The sequence below is a fragment of the Gordoniibacillus kamchatkensis genome, from assembly GCF_000829455.1.
Classification (GTDB): Bacteria; Bacillota; Bacilli; order Paenibacillales; family NBRC-103111; genus Gordoniibacillus; species Gordoniibacillus kamchatkensis.
On the sequence record NZ_JXAK01000049.1, the window covers coordinates 13,057 to 28,767 of the forward strand.

The window sequence follows — 15,711 nt, forward strand, 5'->3', positions numbered from 1 at the left end:
GGGGGGATGTGCAAGAAGGTATTTTAGGGGGGAGAAGGTTCGAGGAACAGGAATGAGATCAGACCGTATAACTGGTGCACAGGATGGTAGTTTGGAAAGGGAGGGCTGGAATCTTATGAAGAGAGAGTGGTATTTGATGGTGTGGAAAAAGGCACTGATTGTGGGAACTGCATTTAGCGCGATAGCGGCGTCTGGCTGTAACGCAAGCGGCAGCGAGCAGGCGCAAGCCGCTGCGGCAAGCACAGCGGAGAAGAGCGTTAACCTGAGCGACATCAATACGCATTGGGCGAAAGATGCGATTGTTCAGGCGGTGAAAAAGGGATATGTCGACGGCTATGAAGATGGGACCTTTAAGCCGGATGCCAATATTAGCCGCGCCGAATTCACGAAGATGCTCGTGACCGCGACGGGAACGAATGCGGGCAGCAAGGGAGCGCAATGGTACGACGCGTATGTCAACGCCGTAACGGATGCGGGAATTTATCATAGCGACGACGATTTTCCCGCGGACAAGTTCGGTGAGCCTCTTACCCGAGTTGAAATGGCGAAGCTGGCAGTTCGGTATTTGAACAATGACGCCCGGCAGCAAGGAGCGCATTTGTATGATGCTTCTGCGATGTATCGCGCGTGCGGCTTGGGAATCATTCAAGGACTAAGCGGCGGGGAGCTCGGGCCGGATCAGCCGACGACGCGGGCGCAAAGCGTGACGATCATCGAGAGGGTATTGTCCGTAGCGGCCGGGAACAAGCTGCCCGTAGACAAGCTGGCACTGGGCAATGCGGACCTAGAGTTGACCGGGTCGAATACGAGGGAGTATTTGCTGACCCCATCGGTGAAGCTTCCTCTTGAATATGACTACAGTGATAGCATCCACGTTATTGTTCATCGAGTGAAGGTTGTCGACATGGAAGATAGAAATGATCCAGTAGCCATGAAGATACTCACAACTGATCAAGGTACTTTGAAGGCAAATGAAGCAATAAAAACTAAGCTAGTTGTTGGATTGTACGTGACGATTGATAATAAATCAGCTGGGTTCGAGACAGGTTTGGATTTATATTCTACTGTTTTAGAGATTGTGGGGACCGGCGTTGCATGGGATGGTACGAGTCTATATGGAATGGATACAACAAAAGTAAGGAAAATAACTGGGTGGATTTACTATACCATTGATAAGAAATTGAATGCTAATTTTCTTAATGGGACATATCCGTTCCCATTATTCTTCACTATCAATGGCAAAGAAATATATCTAACAGACATTAGCAAGAAGAACTAGTTAAGTTAGGGGCTGTGCTTCTCGGACAGCCCTTTATATGTCGCATTCGAATTGACCCGACATCCATATTGGATCAATTCGAATGCGCACATAGAATGAGTAAAAACAGAGGGGCGATAGTATTGCGTAAGAAATCTGTAATTTCATACTTAACTGGAATGGCATTATTCATTCAATCATTGATGATTTCGTTATCATTTCCTGAGACTTTGGCAGCAACTTCGCCTTCCTCGGGGACGTATACCAAATATATTGACCTTTCAAGAGATTCTGTTGTTGATTCTGCACCAATACAGAAATATTATCCGAAAAATTCGTATCAAAAAACAATTGAACTTGGTGGGGGCAATATTACAGGGGTCTCCGTGAAAGTTAATGGTTCTACTGTTTCATCAACTCTGAGTAATAATAAGGTTTCATTTACCGCGAATGGTCAAGGAAATTTGGTATATGGCTGGTCTTACTCTCAACCGGGTCACCATGTCTATCAGGTCTCGAATGAATATGGACTGACGGGAGAATGGGAACATCAAGGAAGTAATCCATCCGACTATTCATCTCAGATTCCGGGATTTTCAAATTATGTGGCTGCATGCACAAAAGCGACCGCCAAGTGCGGGGATGACATACTTTTTGTAGGAGGAGTTGCTTCCCCAGGCCAGATCCCGACCACTGCCAAAAATGTTACTCAGAATAATTCTGCCATTGCTTCGGGGGATTATCCGATTAACTTGCGATATTCTTATAGCAAGGATCCAAATGATAAATTCCCTAACTGGAACATGGAAGGGGCAGCTGTCACAGCATCCTACGATGCACCATCTCCTCCTTCCATGTGCCTAACAAATATTAGTTATGGTGAATCATGTCCAAATTCCATTCCTAATGCACAAGTTGACCCTACCAGCATAACCGTTGTCAATGCGATAGCGGATGAGCGAAACGATGACGCAGAGCCATATTATTGGGGAAAAGGCCCCGACGGTCAAGGTCAAATTTATGTCCGTAGAATGCTCACGGCAACAACGGCTGGTCCTAAGACATTCATCCAAACCGGAAGTGATCGAAACTACTTTATGTCTGCCGACCTATCCTGGCAAGGAACAACTTATCTATACGTCATCACAGTAGACATCACCTACGCACCAATAACCGGCCCCGACTTGGGTGCCATCACCCTAGATCAGCCTGCTTGCGTAGAAACCGGAAAATCCGCCGACTTTACCTACCACTTCACCAACCTGGGGCTAGCTACCACCATACCTTTTAAAGTGAGCGTTAGAGCGGACGGGGTAGAATTTTTCAAAGTTGACATGAACGGAGCTGCAGCCGGTACGTCTTATCAAGGGACGTTCAGCTATACATTCGGGACGACCAAAGTCATCACCGTGGCGCTCGATCCGGATCGCAAACTAACGGAACCGAATACAAGCAACAACACCGAGAATTTTACAATTAGCCCGGTCGCCTCGTGCGGCAGTGGTCCTGGCCCCGTTAAAGTCACTGGCACGCTGAGCGTCAAATACCCGTCCGTAAAATTCGGCTCGGAGCAAGAAATCATCCAAATGAGGAACGTGAGTATCAGCGGGGGCGGGTGCTCGCTCCAGTCCGGAACGATGGTGTTCACTCAAGGGAACATCAAATGGACGCATAAGCTCGATCAATCCGGCAACTTCGACGACACGTTTACAGCAACGACAGGCAACGGCATCGGCCCGGGTGATGTCGATGTCCAGTACGATATTGTGACTACGTGCGGCTGGTCGACGACAATTGGACCTGGACATTTTCAAGTTACAACGGCACCTGGTTTGTTACCTCCGGAGTTTGAGATCGGATGGTTCGACGAGGATTACTACAGTGGCTACAATAAGCCGATCACCATGGTGCCGATCGGAGAAAAGATCAGTTTCGGCTTGATTCGAAGACCGAAAACTCCAACCGACAATGGCACGCCGTATGATCCAAACGGTGCCTCAGTGATGTACACCACAGACATCAAAACGAGCCCAGATCCCTGGATTCAGAGATTGTACTCCGTTCGCGGCTACGGGATACACGACGACCATTTCGATAATGTGTTGGCTGACGTAAAGGGCAGTCATACGATTCATATGACGGCCATCGACGACTTGGGGGCCGCAGCTCCGTCCCAGAGTGCCACAATTAATATAGTCGACCCGAATCCCATTCCGGTCATCACCTTACCGACGGGAAGAATTGTGGAAGGCCGCCCGCTGCCGGGTCCGATTAAGTGCGATCAAAGCTACAGCCCTTACAAAGCCAGAAGCATCGTGGCATGCGACTGGCACGGTACCAAGCAAGACATGTATACGCCTTACGGCGACTACACCATCAAGCTGGACGTTCAAGATAGCGCCGGGCTCTGGTCCTTATCCCCTGACATCAAAACGCTGCATGTAGCCGAAGATTTGCCTCCTACCATTGCAGCCAGTTTGCCTTCCAAAGGGTTGCGGGGCGTTACGATGAATATGAACGACGCAACCTTCAGTCCGGATGGAGATATACTTGTCCAGCACACCGACAAAATTATATGCGACACCAATATTAACGGGAACTACAACGATGATCCGGTCATTACGGTGACGCCGGACAGCAGCGGGAATTTCACGTTCACTCCCACGGTTTTGGCAAACTGCCTATTACGGATTTATGCAAAAGAAGATTGGGGTAAAAGCGCGACCAAGGACTTTCCGTTCACCATCGTGAATCAAGCACCTACCGTCGCACTAAGCCTGAAAGGCGAGCAGCCTTCCCCGCCCAACCTTACAGGGACTAATTACGACCTTGCAACGATGTTGGCAGATAAAAACCGGTTCCAAATCGAGGACTACTATAATTCGTCCCGATATGCCGATCTGTATTACGACTCAAACGAGGGTGCTTTAGCATCACCCGACCGTACGAATATGCTTTTTCTAGCTCCCGCTAATATGGGGGCGAGCTTGACCAATGCCAATCAAGCGTACAATTGTGATCGCTACTCGAGTGGGTGCTATCGTCCTTTGGGCATAAAGGCCACCGACACTTTGTATTACTACGCAGAATCATTTTACAGTTGTAGCGGTGGATATTATTGCACACCTAATGGCATCAATCTTTCCGTACTCAATTCACAGAGCAATACTTTATACGCTATCAAAAAGACTGACGGCAGGGAGTATATCGAGGCACATGTAAATGGTCTTGCCAATATGGTTTGGCTACGAATATCACCTGTTAATGGAGGGAGTTACCCGCAAGCGAGGGACGAATTTTACCGTTTATCCGATATTGCCGCCGGGATTCTTTATCCATACAAGACGGTTCCGTTCACGCCTTACCGTTACTATTACCCAATGCAATATGCGACTTGGGTGGTTCCTGATTATCCGCCGCCTGCGGATTGGGTGCCAGTAAACAATCTGCAAAAACCAGCTAACAATGTCCCGTATACTTGGGATGATGGGACAACTAAGACGGTTAATGCAGACGCGTTGCCGCCTTTTCAAGATAGAGAGGGCAACTTTTACGCATTCAAATGCTCGAAGACTTGGGTTTATCAAGGGTGGGAAGAAGATGATAACGGCAGATCCCATGACATTTATGGATGGCAGTACGATTGCAAGTTAGAGAAAGTCAGCCCTTCCGGCACAGTATTATGGGTTGGTTCGGATATTTACACCAACAAGTACCTCAATTGCTATTATAGTTCCTGTTCTTACGCCTGGACTACGTATCCAAAAATAGGTTTGGGTTACGTCACGGGAGATAATAAAAGATTGTATACCTTCTCGTCAGGCTATAATTCCCCCGCAAAGGTTATAGACAATGATACAGGAGCCGTGTTGGGCAATGGATATGATCTCGATATCAAAAACATTTATAACGATATAGCCATAATAACGTACCAGACCACTTACACAGGAACTTGCGGAAATGTAGATCCGTACGATTGCGATAAATTACTCACACATTATAGGTTCCTGAATCTAAAAGATGGCTCTATCATTTTCGACAGCATTAACTTGCCCGGGAACACATTTAATTACGATCCTTTTCCGGGCGGTGGCACCATTTCCTCGGACGGCAAATATGTTGGTTATCGCACGAGCATAACGAACGAGCTTTATACATGTCCGTGGGGAGGGACGTGTTCAAGGCCAATCATGAACCACACCTTCTATGTCTATGATTTAATGACCGGATCGCATTTATACGATACAGTTATCTCCGGAGGCCAAGATTACGACAGTTATAGGAATGTAATTGCCGGGGACGGTCAAGGTTACTTCAATACATCTACCAGATGCGGAGATTCGTGTTCCACGCTTAAAGGCCAAGGCTGGAAAACCGACATCCCGTCTTCGATGCAAGCCGGCAATTTCAGCTACGGCAACATCATCGATAAAACAAAAGATTTTTATGATGGCGCGATCTACTTATCCATGAAGTACACGAACTCTACGTTTAGTGAGTACAGTGGTGCGGGTATCATTTTCCGCGAGCAGGACAACAAAAACTATTACCAGGCAGCGCTAACTGCAAAAGGCGTTATTTTGTACAAAGTAACCGGTGGTATGAAAACTGTATTGGACAAGCAAACGAATCCTTTGACCGCCGGACAGTACGCAGATTTGAAAGTCATTGCCAAAAAAGACCATATTATCGTTTGCGTCAACGGAGTACCACTGATCGATGTCCGCGACGCCACCTTTACTCACGGCAGGCAAGGCATTTTCGCGGAAGCTCCGAACGTCTATCTGAAAAAGTATCGTATCGAGCAGTATCCTGTCTCGACCACGACCGTTGATGGGATCTCCATCGTGAACACGCCGATTCAATCGAATGTCCTGTTCACGGATCCGGATAACGATCCGCCTATTCCGCCTTTGGCGAAATGGACGTATACGAACACGGCACCCGAAAAGTTCCTCAACGCAGGCGACGGATTTTCGGATACGAATGCCGGCAATTCGTATGTGAATTACACCGTAAGCTCGCCGCTTCCGAAATTGAACAAGGTCGGCGTCTTCAAGGTCGATTTTACCGAGCCGGACGATCCGGCGCCGCCAGGTCACCGGTATCCCGATCCGATGTACGCAAGCTTCAGGCAGTACGCTGATCCGGATACGAAGTATATCATCGTGCACCGCGCGCCAATTAACGCGTTTACGGTGTCGCAAAAGGCAGACTATACCGTATCATGGAATGAGCAGGGCTACGATCCCGACCGATGGCTAAGCCCGACCACCTATTCAACGGAAAAACCTGACTATCAAACGAATCGCGGCATTTATCAAAGGCTCTACAGTTATACGGACCCGGATGGCAATGTTGTAACGGGCAAACTGGTCCGGCCGCAAAAGCAAGGGACGTACACGGTGCGCGAAGCCGTAGCCGATGAATACGGCGCATGGAGCGATTGGTACGAACAGCAAATTTATGTCGCTCTGTTGCCGCCCAATCGACCGCCGTCAGCGACGCTGACCTTCCCGGCAGGAACGCAAAGCAGCCCCGACTACGTAAGCAGCTTAACGCCGACAGTAACTTGGAATCAGTCCGACCCGGATGCCGGAACCGTGTTCTCGCAAGCAAGAATCGTCGTCAAAGACGAATGGGGCAATGTTGTAATTGACCGGACGATCAACCAAAATACGGCATCTGCCTTTGGACAATGGCAACTGGATACCGCCCTTACGATCGGTGCAAAGTACCAAGTTCAGGTGGCAGTTTCCGATGACGGAGGAGCCTGGTCGCCATGGTCAAATGTCGGCTGGATGATTACGAACCAGCCACCGAGCGCTAATATGACTTACCCTTCCGGCACGTCGCCAGATGGCCCGACAATCGTTCCCGTACTCCGGCCTACGTTCGTCTGGAACCAAACGGATCCCGATCCAGGTACGACGTTCACTTACTTCGAGCTTCAAGTATGGGACGAAAACAATGCGACGCTTCTTTTGACATCGGGCCAGCGCTGGCAGGGAACGATTGCGGCGAGTGGTTCTTGGGCCGCAGCCGCTGACTTGCCGGTTAGGCAAAAGCTTCGCGTTCGAGTTCGCGTTTTTGACGGCCGTGCGTGGTCTGCCTGGTCGCCGGATGCTTGGTTTCTCATCAACAGAGCGCCGGTAGCCGATTTTGACTGGTCGCCGAAGCCGGCTTGGGAAGGCGATACTCTCACGCTTATAGATCGTTCGCAAGACCTTGACGGCGACGCATTGTCAAGCGCATGGGTGATCAAACGACCCGACGGCGGCATCATCAATTCCTCGTTGAAAAACGTCGTTCTGCCCGCGGTATCCCCTGGCAAGTACGACGTTAAGTTGACCGTATCTGATGGTCTTGCCTCCGCTTCCGTTACCAAGGCAATCGTCGTCGCCCCGTTAACGATTGGGGCTGAAGTTGCGCATACGCCGGATTGGCTCGCTTATCATGAACGGCAAGACCATGAAACAACATCGGATCCGAAAGATTTTTATTCCGGCGAGAAATTTATTGTGCGTGCGGTCAGCTCGCCTACCGACGTGAAGAGTGTCACGGCATGGATCGATACGGCCGGGAAAGACGGGGGGAGACTGCAAATAGAAGCAGCTTTATCGGTGAACGGGAGTCCATACAGCTTTTCCGGGGAACTTTTCGATCCGAAGCTGCTCTCGTTAACCGAGGGGTTACCGGAAGGGCTTCAGACGATACATTTTCGCATTCGCTATGCCAACGGAGTGGACAAAACGCAGGACATCCCTGTTCGCATTATCGGTTCCGTGCTGGAAACAGTGGGTGTGCATCGAAGACAATAAAGTGAAATACAGAATATGGTAGACATAATAGATGCTGGATGATATAATACAAGTAATCAAACACGCACGCTTTGCGAAGAACGCAAGCTATCGGGTAGGTTCCGTTAGCTTGCGTTTTTTTCATGGTCACAGGGGGGAATGGGATGAATCGTAAACGGAATATCGTTATCGCAATAACAGCAGCCTTATGTTCGATTGCTTTGGTGTATGGGGTGTATGTGCTGCAAGTGCGGCAAATTGCGCTCCAGCAGACGGTGCGGGTGCTCGTGCCGAAAGATTTTATACGAGCCGGCTCGGTCATCACGGAAGATTTGCTGGAGTTCAAGCCGATTTTCTCCGCATCCTATACGCCAAGCATGATTAAGGAGCCTGCGCGGATCGTCGGTCAAGAAACCGTCGTTCCGCTCGGGAGAGGCGAGCCTGTCCTTGCGTGGAAGCTTAACCGGTTTCATCTGCTGCCGCATCCGAACGAAGCTACTTTTCAAGTTCCGAAGGAGTACATTTTGAGCGTTTCAAACGGTATCAGGGCAGGAGATAGGGTCGTATTGTACGCTTCTTCTGCCGATGGCGGTTCAAAGCGGCTGTTCAACACGGACATTACCGTTGCTTCGGTTAAAACTTCAGGCAACGTAGAGATCGACAATCCGAAGTCTCCCAATTTATTGTCCAAAGCGGAAGGAGACGAAGTTAAAATGTACCTTTCGCGCATGGAGGCAAACGGCTCCATCGATCAAGTCAACTTGAACTTGACCGAAGAGCAGTGGATGACGATCGACCGGCTGTGCAGCACGAAAAAAACGAAGCTTGTCATTGCCTTTACGGCATCATCAATAACAAGTGAATAAGAGGAGGAACCTCGAAATGAAAATTGCGTTATGTGTGCAAGACGAACAGTTGTCCGAGAAGTTGGTGCCTTTCCGGGAATCGGAGCAAGAGCAGTGGGCTGCGTTTAACAGTGTGGAGGAGCTCTGCGAATCTACAAAGGAACACGGCTACGAGTATATTATTGTTTCCGATCGGATGACCGACTACGAACGGTTAGCCGACACGCTCGAAACGCTGCGGGAGCGGCAGCGCAAAGCAAAGCTGCTCGTGCTGTTGTCGAACCGCCACCACTCCGGCATTAACGAGCAATATATGAAGCTGTGCTTGGCCAACGATTGCTCATGGGTACCGCCAGGCCGCAGTATTAACGCCATCTGCGAGGAAGTGCGGCGCCATCTCGGGAACGAGGAGAATGCAGCTGGATGCCCTCAGCGGAAAATCGTCCTGTTCCTCGGCTCAACGCCGAACGTCGGAACGACGACGCTGGCGTTCGGTACGGCTTGGCAGCTGGCGGCCACTACTGAGCATAAGGTCGGGTATTTATGTTTAAATCTAAAGAGCTCCAAGCTGCATCGCTACCTTGGTCGCGATGACAAGGTGAACTCGCTCGACGTGCTGCGGGCTGAGCTGAAGTCAAACACGATGCCAAAGGAGCGGCTGCTTCAATATTGCGAGCAAATGAAAGATAATCCCAACCTGCACGTGCTCTATGGCAATATGCTGCGGGAACAGGCCGAATTTTTCACGGCGGAAGAGATCGAGCACTTGCTTAGTATGGCACGCGAAGCATTCGACGTTTGCATCGTGGATGTAAATGCTTATTGGGATAATGCGGCAACGCTTTGCGGAATCATCAAGGCGGATACGCGGTTGCTTGTAACGACAGGGGATATCACCCATTTTCAGGAGGATGTTAACCGCTGGCTGCGTACGTTAGGGAATGTGTTCGGCGTAACGCCATCCGCTTTCGATCTCGTTCTGAACCAATGCGATGCTTCCATGGCTGGAGGAATTCGCGCGCGCGATATCCGCAAGGAGACCGGCATGCACGTGGTGACTGAGGTGAAGCGGCTGCCGGAGCTATTCACGGCGGTGAATCGCGGCCAGCTGGCGGAAGTAATGAAGCAGTCGGAACAGCTGCGGGATAGCCTTTTGCCCTTATGCCAAACTATCGTTACGTTGCATCGCCTGCAAATGAAACAACATCAGCGAAGAAAGCCTTGGCTTAAGAGAGTTTTGGCACGGACAGCCGTGGAGGTTTCGTAAATTTTGCGTAAGGGGGAAGGGGCGTGAACGAGCGCAAATTTTCGGTTACGGTATATGCCGATCGCTGGCGAGGGACCGGGCATGATCGGACACTGTGGCCAACGGGCATCGAGCGGCCGGACTCGGAAGGAAGAAGCGATTTTGCATCCTGCGTCGCGGAAATACGCGGCGAGCTCGTAGCGGGACTAGGAGGCAACGACGAAGAACGGCAGCGTTTCGGGGAAACGCTTAATCGGGCAATTCTCGGCTACGATCAGGAACGCAGGCAGCTGCTTGCCGTCATTCAGGATTTGATCGCCAGAAAAAGAATGACGATCTTGCCTCCTCCGACTTTCGGATATACGACTTTGGCCGAAGCGATATTCGCCGAACTGATCGGCATGGGGGCTCTGGAGGTCATCCTGAAGCAACGGGAAGGTTTGGAAGAAATACAAGTCGTCGGCTGCGACGTTTTCGAAGTGAGGAAAGGAAGGCCAACGTTATCGTCTATACGCCTAGGTTCGGTAAAAGAGCTCGAGCGCATTCAGCAAAACCTGGTTCTGTTTAACAACGAAACATTCAACCCGCGAAAACGTTGGGCTGAGGTCCGGCTGCGCGACGGCTCGCGCGTGACGATGACAGGGTTCGGCTTTACAGCTCAGCCGACGCTGACTATCCGCTTTTACACGATGCGGCATTACGGATTATCCGCGCTGGCGGAACCGGAATTTTGTACTGTCGACGGCCGGATGGCCGATTTGCTGCGGGCCATTCTTCGTGCCGAATTCAACCTTGTCATTATCGGACCGACCAACTCCGGCAAAACGAATTTGATGAAGGCTCTTATTGCCGAGCTTGATGACGACGAACGGATCATCACGATTGAATCGAGATTCGAGCTTATGCTCAAACGGGATTTTCCGGATAAAAATATTGTGGAATACGAGGTCGACGAGGACGACCGCAAGCACTCCGGCGAACAAGCGTTCAAGCTGGCATTGCGTCAGTCCCCGAAACGAATTGTACACGCCGAAATACGCGACGAAGACGCGAATCTGTACGTGCGGGCGTGCACCAGGGGCCACGAGGGGAGTATGACAACAGTGCATGTGAACGAGCTGGAGGACGCGCCAGACGCGATAACGGACATGTGCATGCTTGATGGAAGGGGGATGAATTCGGAGCGGCTGACAAAGCGGATAACGGAATATGTAACTCAGATCGGCCTGGAGATGGCGATCGTCGGCGGCAATAGAAAGCTGGTGCGGATCGGCGAATACGTCTACGAGCAAGGTGAGGTCGTCGTCCGTGACATCGTGCGGTATGACGAAGGTAAGGGTGAGTGGGAATGGCCCGAGCCTTTCTCGGCTCGTGCATCCGAGCGTTTTGGCAAACGGGACCAGCGCACGTATCGGAAGCTGCTGCAAATGGGAGTGGTGACTGCGTGATCATATGGGTGCAGGCCAGCTTGTTGATGCTGTTGTTCCTGCTGTTTTTCTCGGGGGTTTATGCGCTGCTGCAAATACTGGTCCGGAGACGAACGGCCCGTTCCCGATTGCTTCACGTTAAAGAGAGAAAGCTGGACATTCGTGTGGCCGGATGGCTATCTCAGTTTCGCCGGGTGTATGGACATCTGCATTTGTTGCTTGAAGCTTCCCATGCAAAGCTAGGGCTCGGCTGGTTTATCGTCTTAACCGTAATGATGCTTTTGCTGGGCATTGCCTGCGGCGCATTGTTTTTCCAGACTGTCAAAGGAATTGTCGTACTTGCTAGCATGCTTGGCGGGTTGCCTTACGTCTGGTTAAGGATTCATCTGATTAGCCTTCGTTTGCGAAACCGGATGGAATTTTTACCGGCTGTCGAAGTGTTGTATCAGTTTTATCAAGTGTCCGGCGGTAAAAACGTAAAGCAAGCGCTTCAGGTATGTCTCGAAGAAAACCGTATCGTATATCCGATTAAGCCGGTATTCGAACAATTGCACCGGCGACTGCTCACCAGCCGCGATATGGATGAAAGCATGCGGCTGTTCGTCATTTCGCACGGACATATTTGGGCCGAATATTTGAGCGGCATGCTGCGCGTTGCGCTAACGGAAGGCACAGATATTACGGATAATCTGAAAGATCTTATTCAAGACATGCGGCGGGCGCAACGTACCGATCAGGCCGAACGGAATCGTTTGCTCGAGATAAGGATAGCGAATTTCACCCCGCTTGCGTTCCTTGCCCTCTTCATATTTATCAATGTCAAAATGAATTCGTCGAACGCTTACCTGTACTACGTGCTGGACCCGGAAGGGCGCAACCTGATCCTGGATGCCCTGATGCTGATTTTTGCTTCGTTCTTAATGGGAATTTATTTGTCGATGAAACGGATGTGATACGAGTGGGCACCTTCGAGTTGTGGTGGATCGCAGTTCACGGCAGCTGGGGATTGATAGGCGTTACCGGTTACTTAGCGGTTGTTTCCTTATTCCGGGCTTTGCCGCAGCGTGCAGTGCGGTGGAAGCCATGGCAAACGCCTCGCCTCTCCTGGTCAGGACGTTTCGCGAAAACGGTCGCAAAGCTGCTGCTCGTTCCTAGGGAGGAGGGAAAACTGGAGGGGAAAAGACAGCTTCTTCTCGGGGCCGGCATCGGACTGCATCCTGAATTTTACGAAATAGTGCGGCGTTCCTGCATGTTCCTCAGCGGCACACTAGTCTTGTGGGGAATCGCCGGCATGCATTATTCTTCATTCGCCCGTTTCATCGAACCGGCCTATGCAATTTCGGTAGGAAGCTCCTTCCTTCTCCTTTTGGCGGCCGATCGTAAGGTGCTGGAACAACTGAAACTTAGACGCAGCCATCAGATCGTTAAAGAGATATATGTGTTAAGCAGCCAGCTGTTGTATTACACCGGTTCGAAGATGAATTTGCATTACAAACTAATGAGATGCGTACCGCCGACAAGAATCATTCGAGGCGCATTGCAGCGAATGCTGGCGGAATGGTATCAGGATGCGGAGCTGGCGATCCGCGATTTTCAGCGCAGGCTCGGCACGGACGAAGCGCGAAGCTTCGCCGAGACGCTGCAAGCGCTTCGCTTGCACGAACATGGCAGCTATTACGAATTATTGCGGGAGAGAATCCGTGATTACAAGGAAAAGCTGGAGCTGGCGAAAGAAAGCCGCAAGGAGACGGTATCGTATATCCTGTTTGTTTTGGCCGGTCTACCGATCCTCAACACGTTTCGCGTGTTCATGTATCCGTGGATTATGGAAGGACAAAAACTGTTTCAGTCTCTAAATTAAAAAGGAGCGACGTTCCCATGAGAAATATATTGATTACAGTGATGATGATGATAGTTATGGCGCTGCTGTTTACTACGATTATCAACAACAACGGCACGGGCATGAGAGCGAATATACAAACGCACGGCAATACTGCAAACAACAATATTACCAATCTACAGCCGTAGAGGAGCGATTAGCCATGAGATCGATCCTCATTACCGTCATGCTGGTGATGGTGGCGCTTGTCATATACAACTCTGTCGTTGCCGGGCCGTCAGGTACAAGAAGCCTGATCATGAACGGAGGCGGACGGATCAATGAAACGATCGAGCGGATGGACCCATGAAGCAAATTCTCGTGTTCGTACTGTTTGCGAGCATATTATGTTGGCTGTTGTTTGCCCCGATATACAAGCATATCGTTCTGATCAGGCAGGCAGTGCTGCAGGAAGAGGTCGATTATTTGCTGGAGGTGGGAGCTAACGCCAGCCACGGATATGTGGACGCTGCGGCAATAAGCGAATCCCGGCAGCGTCTCGCTGCACGCGGCTTTACCCCCTCGCTCGTGGAATACGTCGTCGATACGACAAGCGGTGTCAACGGTTCGGACCCGAGAGCACCCGTACATCGCGGCACAGGCATCCGATTAAAGATTACGTATCCTTACGAGCGGCTATTTGTCATCGATCGGCTCGTCGGCATGACGCCGCCTGACGAAACGTCTCGGATGGGGGCCGTAGGGATGAAAATGAGCGAGTATGTACCGTAAGGAGGACGGGCGCGCATGTATAAGCTGCTGCTTTTCCCGCTTATGGCCGTCTGCTTCTTCGCACTTTACGCTTTGCAAACCGACGAAGAGCTGGCGATGTTTACGTTATTCCACGGCAAACGAGCGCTGAATTACGCTGTGCATGCCGCAGCTCAACAAAGCGATATGGACAAGCTGGCCGACGGAGTGCGTTCGATCGATCCGATTCGGGCGCAAGCCGCCGCACGCGATTACTTGCGAGCGAACTTGCGGCTGGATGCGAACAACGATCCGCTTCCCGGTACGCTTTTGCGCAATAGGGTTGAGTGGCTTGATTGGGCCGTCATTAACGAAAACAATTCGTTTCCTTACACTTATACGAATAATCTCTATGGTTACTCGGTCACTCTGCATAAACCCGGCGTAGTGGCGATCGTTCGACTACAGTTCCCTCGCAGCTATACGGTGCTGCAGCCGATTGCTTGGACGATTAAGGCGGCCGCGGAAATAACGTACTAGGCGTTAAGCTGGAGGTGTAATGTAGAGCAACGTGCAGGGCATCTCACAGCCAGCTTAACGCCTAGCGGCTTTGCATTTTCGCTTCGTGAGCGTTAATGTAAAGAGAGAGTATCCGGTACTGTACGGGAAAGGGCGTGTCGTACGTGAGCGAGCGTCAGCATCGGCGATTAGCCGCGAACGTTGCAGGGTCATTCTATGTTAATTCGGCTTGCATCGACTGCGATACGTGTCGTCAGCTGGCGCCGGACGTATTTCGCGAAGCTGGCGGATATTCCGCGGTAGCAAAGCAGCCGGGCAGCGATAGCGAGCGTCGGCAGGCGCTCCAAGCGCTCCTTAGCTGTCCGACGAATGCGATCGTGTGCGAGGAGAAGTCGGGGACGGCGGAAGTGATGGAGGACTTTCCGCTAAGACTGGATGAAGGCCTTTACTATTGCGGTTTCACTTCACCCAAATCGTATGGAGGCAGCTCCTACTTGCTTCTTCGCCCGGATGGAAATTGGCTCATTGACGCGCCGCGTTACGTGCCTCACCTCGTACGGCGGTTCGAGCAGATGGGCGGCGTCGGCACGATATTCCTGACGCACCGGGACGATGTAGCGGATGCGCAGCTTTACGCCGAACGATTCGGCGCGAAACGAATCATTCATGCACTTGAGCGATCGGCCCAGCCGGAAGCCGAGCATTTCATCGAAGGTGTGGCGGATGTGCAATGGGACGCGGATACGAAAATTATCGTCGTTCCCGGTCATACGCGGGGCTCGATGGTACTGTTATATCGGAGCCGGTACTTGTTCACCGGCGATCATCTCGCCTGGGATCGGGAACGAGGGATGCTAACGGCTTTTGACGATTTCTGCTGGTATTCGTGGGAAGAGCAGGGCAAATCGATGGAACGGTTAGCGGCAGAAACGTTTGAGTGGGTGCTGCCCGGTCACGGAAAACGGGTACATCTTACCGCAGATGCAATGAACCGGGCCATGCGACGTCTTGTTGAGGAGATGCGGAGCGGGGCTTAAGGAGCTTGGA

General features: G+C 51.0%; 12 protein-coding genes. All 12 read left to right on the forward strand.

The annotated features are described in order from the left end of the window. Positions 1-115 precede the first annotated feature (115 nt). Complete coding sequence (locus tag SD70_RS33870; protein WP_052487810.1) at positions 116-1,279, forward strand: S-layer homology domain-containing protein; 1,164 nt, start codon at positions 116-118, stop codon at positions 1,277-1,279. 122 nt (positions 1,280-1,401) lie between these two features. Beyond that, complete coding sequence (locus SD70_RS23660) at positions 1,402-8,079, forward strand: glycoside hydrolase family 78 protein (RefSeq protein WP_197081135.1); 6,678 nt, start codon at positions 1,402-1,404, stop codon at positions 8,077-8,079. A 143-nt stretch (positions 8,080-8,222) separates the two neighbouring features. Beyond that, a complete protein-coding gene (locus tag SD70_RS23665; RefSeq protein WP_041050295.1) occupies positions 8,223-8,924 on the forward strand; it encodes an SAF domain-containing protein in 702 nt (233 codons plus the stop codon). Between the two features lie 16 nt (positions 8,925-8,940). Next, the gene (locus tag SD70_RS23670; RefSeq protein ID WP_052487811.1) at positions 8,941-10,170 is read left to right on the forward strand and encodes an AAA family ATPase; all 1,230 of its coding nucleotides are present in this window, start codon (positions 8,941-8,943) and stop codon (positions 10,168-10,170) included. A gap of 23 nt (positions 10,171-10,193) precedes the next feature. Further along, complete coding sequence (locus SD70_RS23675; protein ID WP_052487812.1) at positions 10,194-11,597, forward strand: ATPase, T2SS/T4P/T4SS family; 1,404 nt, start codon at positions 10,194-10,196, stop codon at positions 11,595-11,597. After that, positions 11,594-12,529 (forward strand): type II secretion system F family protein, encoded by a 936-nt coding sequence (locus SD70_RS23680; protein ID WP_052487813.1) that lies wholly within the window; start codon positions 11,594-11,596, stop codon positions 12,527-12,529. The genes SD70_RS23675 and SD70_RS23680 overlap by 4 nt, the downstream gene beginning before the upstream one ends. A gap of 5 nt (positions 12,530-12,534) precedes the next feature. Further along, positions 12,535-13,437: a hypothetical protein gene (locus tag SD70_RS23685; RefSeq protein WP_052487814.1), complete on the forward strand. Its 903-nt coding sequence runs from the start codon at positions 12,535-12,537 to the stop codon at positions 13,435-13,437. Positions 13,438-13,454: 17 nt separating this feature from the next. Then, on the forward strand, positions 13,455-13,604 hold the full coding sequence (locus SD70_RS37135; RefSeq protein ID WP_197081137.1) for a hypothetical protein: 150 nt from the start codon (positions 13,455-13,457) through the stop codon (positions 13,602-13,604). Between the two features lie 14 nt (positions 13,605-13,618). Further along, positions 13,619-13,765: a hypothetical protein gene (locus SD70_RS37140; RefSeq protein WP_197081139.1), complete on the forward strand. Its 147-nt coding sequence runs from the start codon at positions 13,619-13,621 to the stop codon at positions 13,763-13,765. Continuing rightward, complete coding sequence (locus tag SD70_RS23690; RefSeq protein WP_041050297.1) at positions 13,762-14,187, forward strand: hypothetical protein; 426 nt, start codon at positions 13,762-13,764, stop codon at positions 14,185-14,187. The genes SD70_RS37140 and SD70_RS23690 overlap by 4 nt, the downstream gene beginning before the upstream one ends. 15 nt (positions 14,188-14,202) lie before the next feature. Next, the gene (locus SD70_RS23695) at positions 14,203-14,685 is read left to right on the forward strand and encodes a hypothetical protein (RefSeq protein ID WP_041050298.1); all 483 of its coding nucleotides are present in this window, start codon (positions 14,203-14,205) and stop codon (positions 14,683-14,685) included. Between the two features lie 143 nt (positions 14,686-14,828). Then, a complete protein-coding gene (locus SD70_RS23700) occupies positions 14,829-15,701 on the forward strand; it encodes an MBL fold metallo-hydrolase (RefSeq protein WP_197081140.1) in 873 nt (290 codons plus the stop codon). Positions 15,702-15,711 lie beyond the last annotated feature (10 nt).

Excerpts from the sequence above, each read along its gene's own strand:
- SD70_RS23690 (WP_041050297.1), top strand. The coding sequence starts at position 13,762 with ATGAAGCAAATTCTCGTGTTCGTACTGTTTGCGAGCATATTATGTTGG.
- SD70_RS23695 (WP_041050298.1), top strand. The coding sequence starts at position 14,203 with ATGTATAAGCTGCTGCTTTTCCCGCTTATGGCCGTCTGCTTCTTCGCA.
- SD70_RS37140 (WP_197081139.1), top strand. The coding sequence starts at position 13,619 with ATGAGATCGATCCTCATTACCGTCATGCTGGTGATGGTGGCGCTTGTC.
- SD70_RS23670 (WP_052487811.1), top strand. The coding sequence starts at position 8,941 with ATGAAAATTGCGTTATGTGTGCAAGACGAACAGTTGTCCGAGAAGTTG.
- SD70_RS33870 (WP_052487810.1), top strand. The coding sequence starts at position 116 with ATGAAGAGAGAGTGGTATTTGATGGTGTGGAAAAAGGCACTGATTGTG.
- SD70_RS23665 (WP_041050295.1), top strand. The coding sequence starts at position 8,223 with ATGAATCGTAAACGGAATATCGTTATCGCAATAACAGCAGCCTTATGT.
- SD70_RS37135 (WP_197081137.1), top strand. The coding sequence starts at position 13,455 with ATGAGAAATATATTGATTACAGTGATGATGATGATAGTTATGGCGCTG.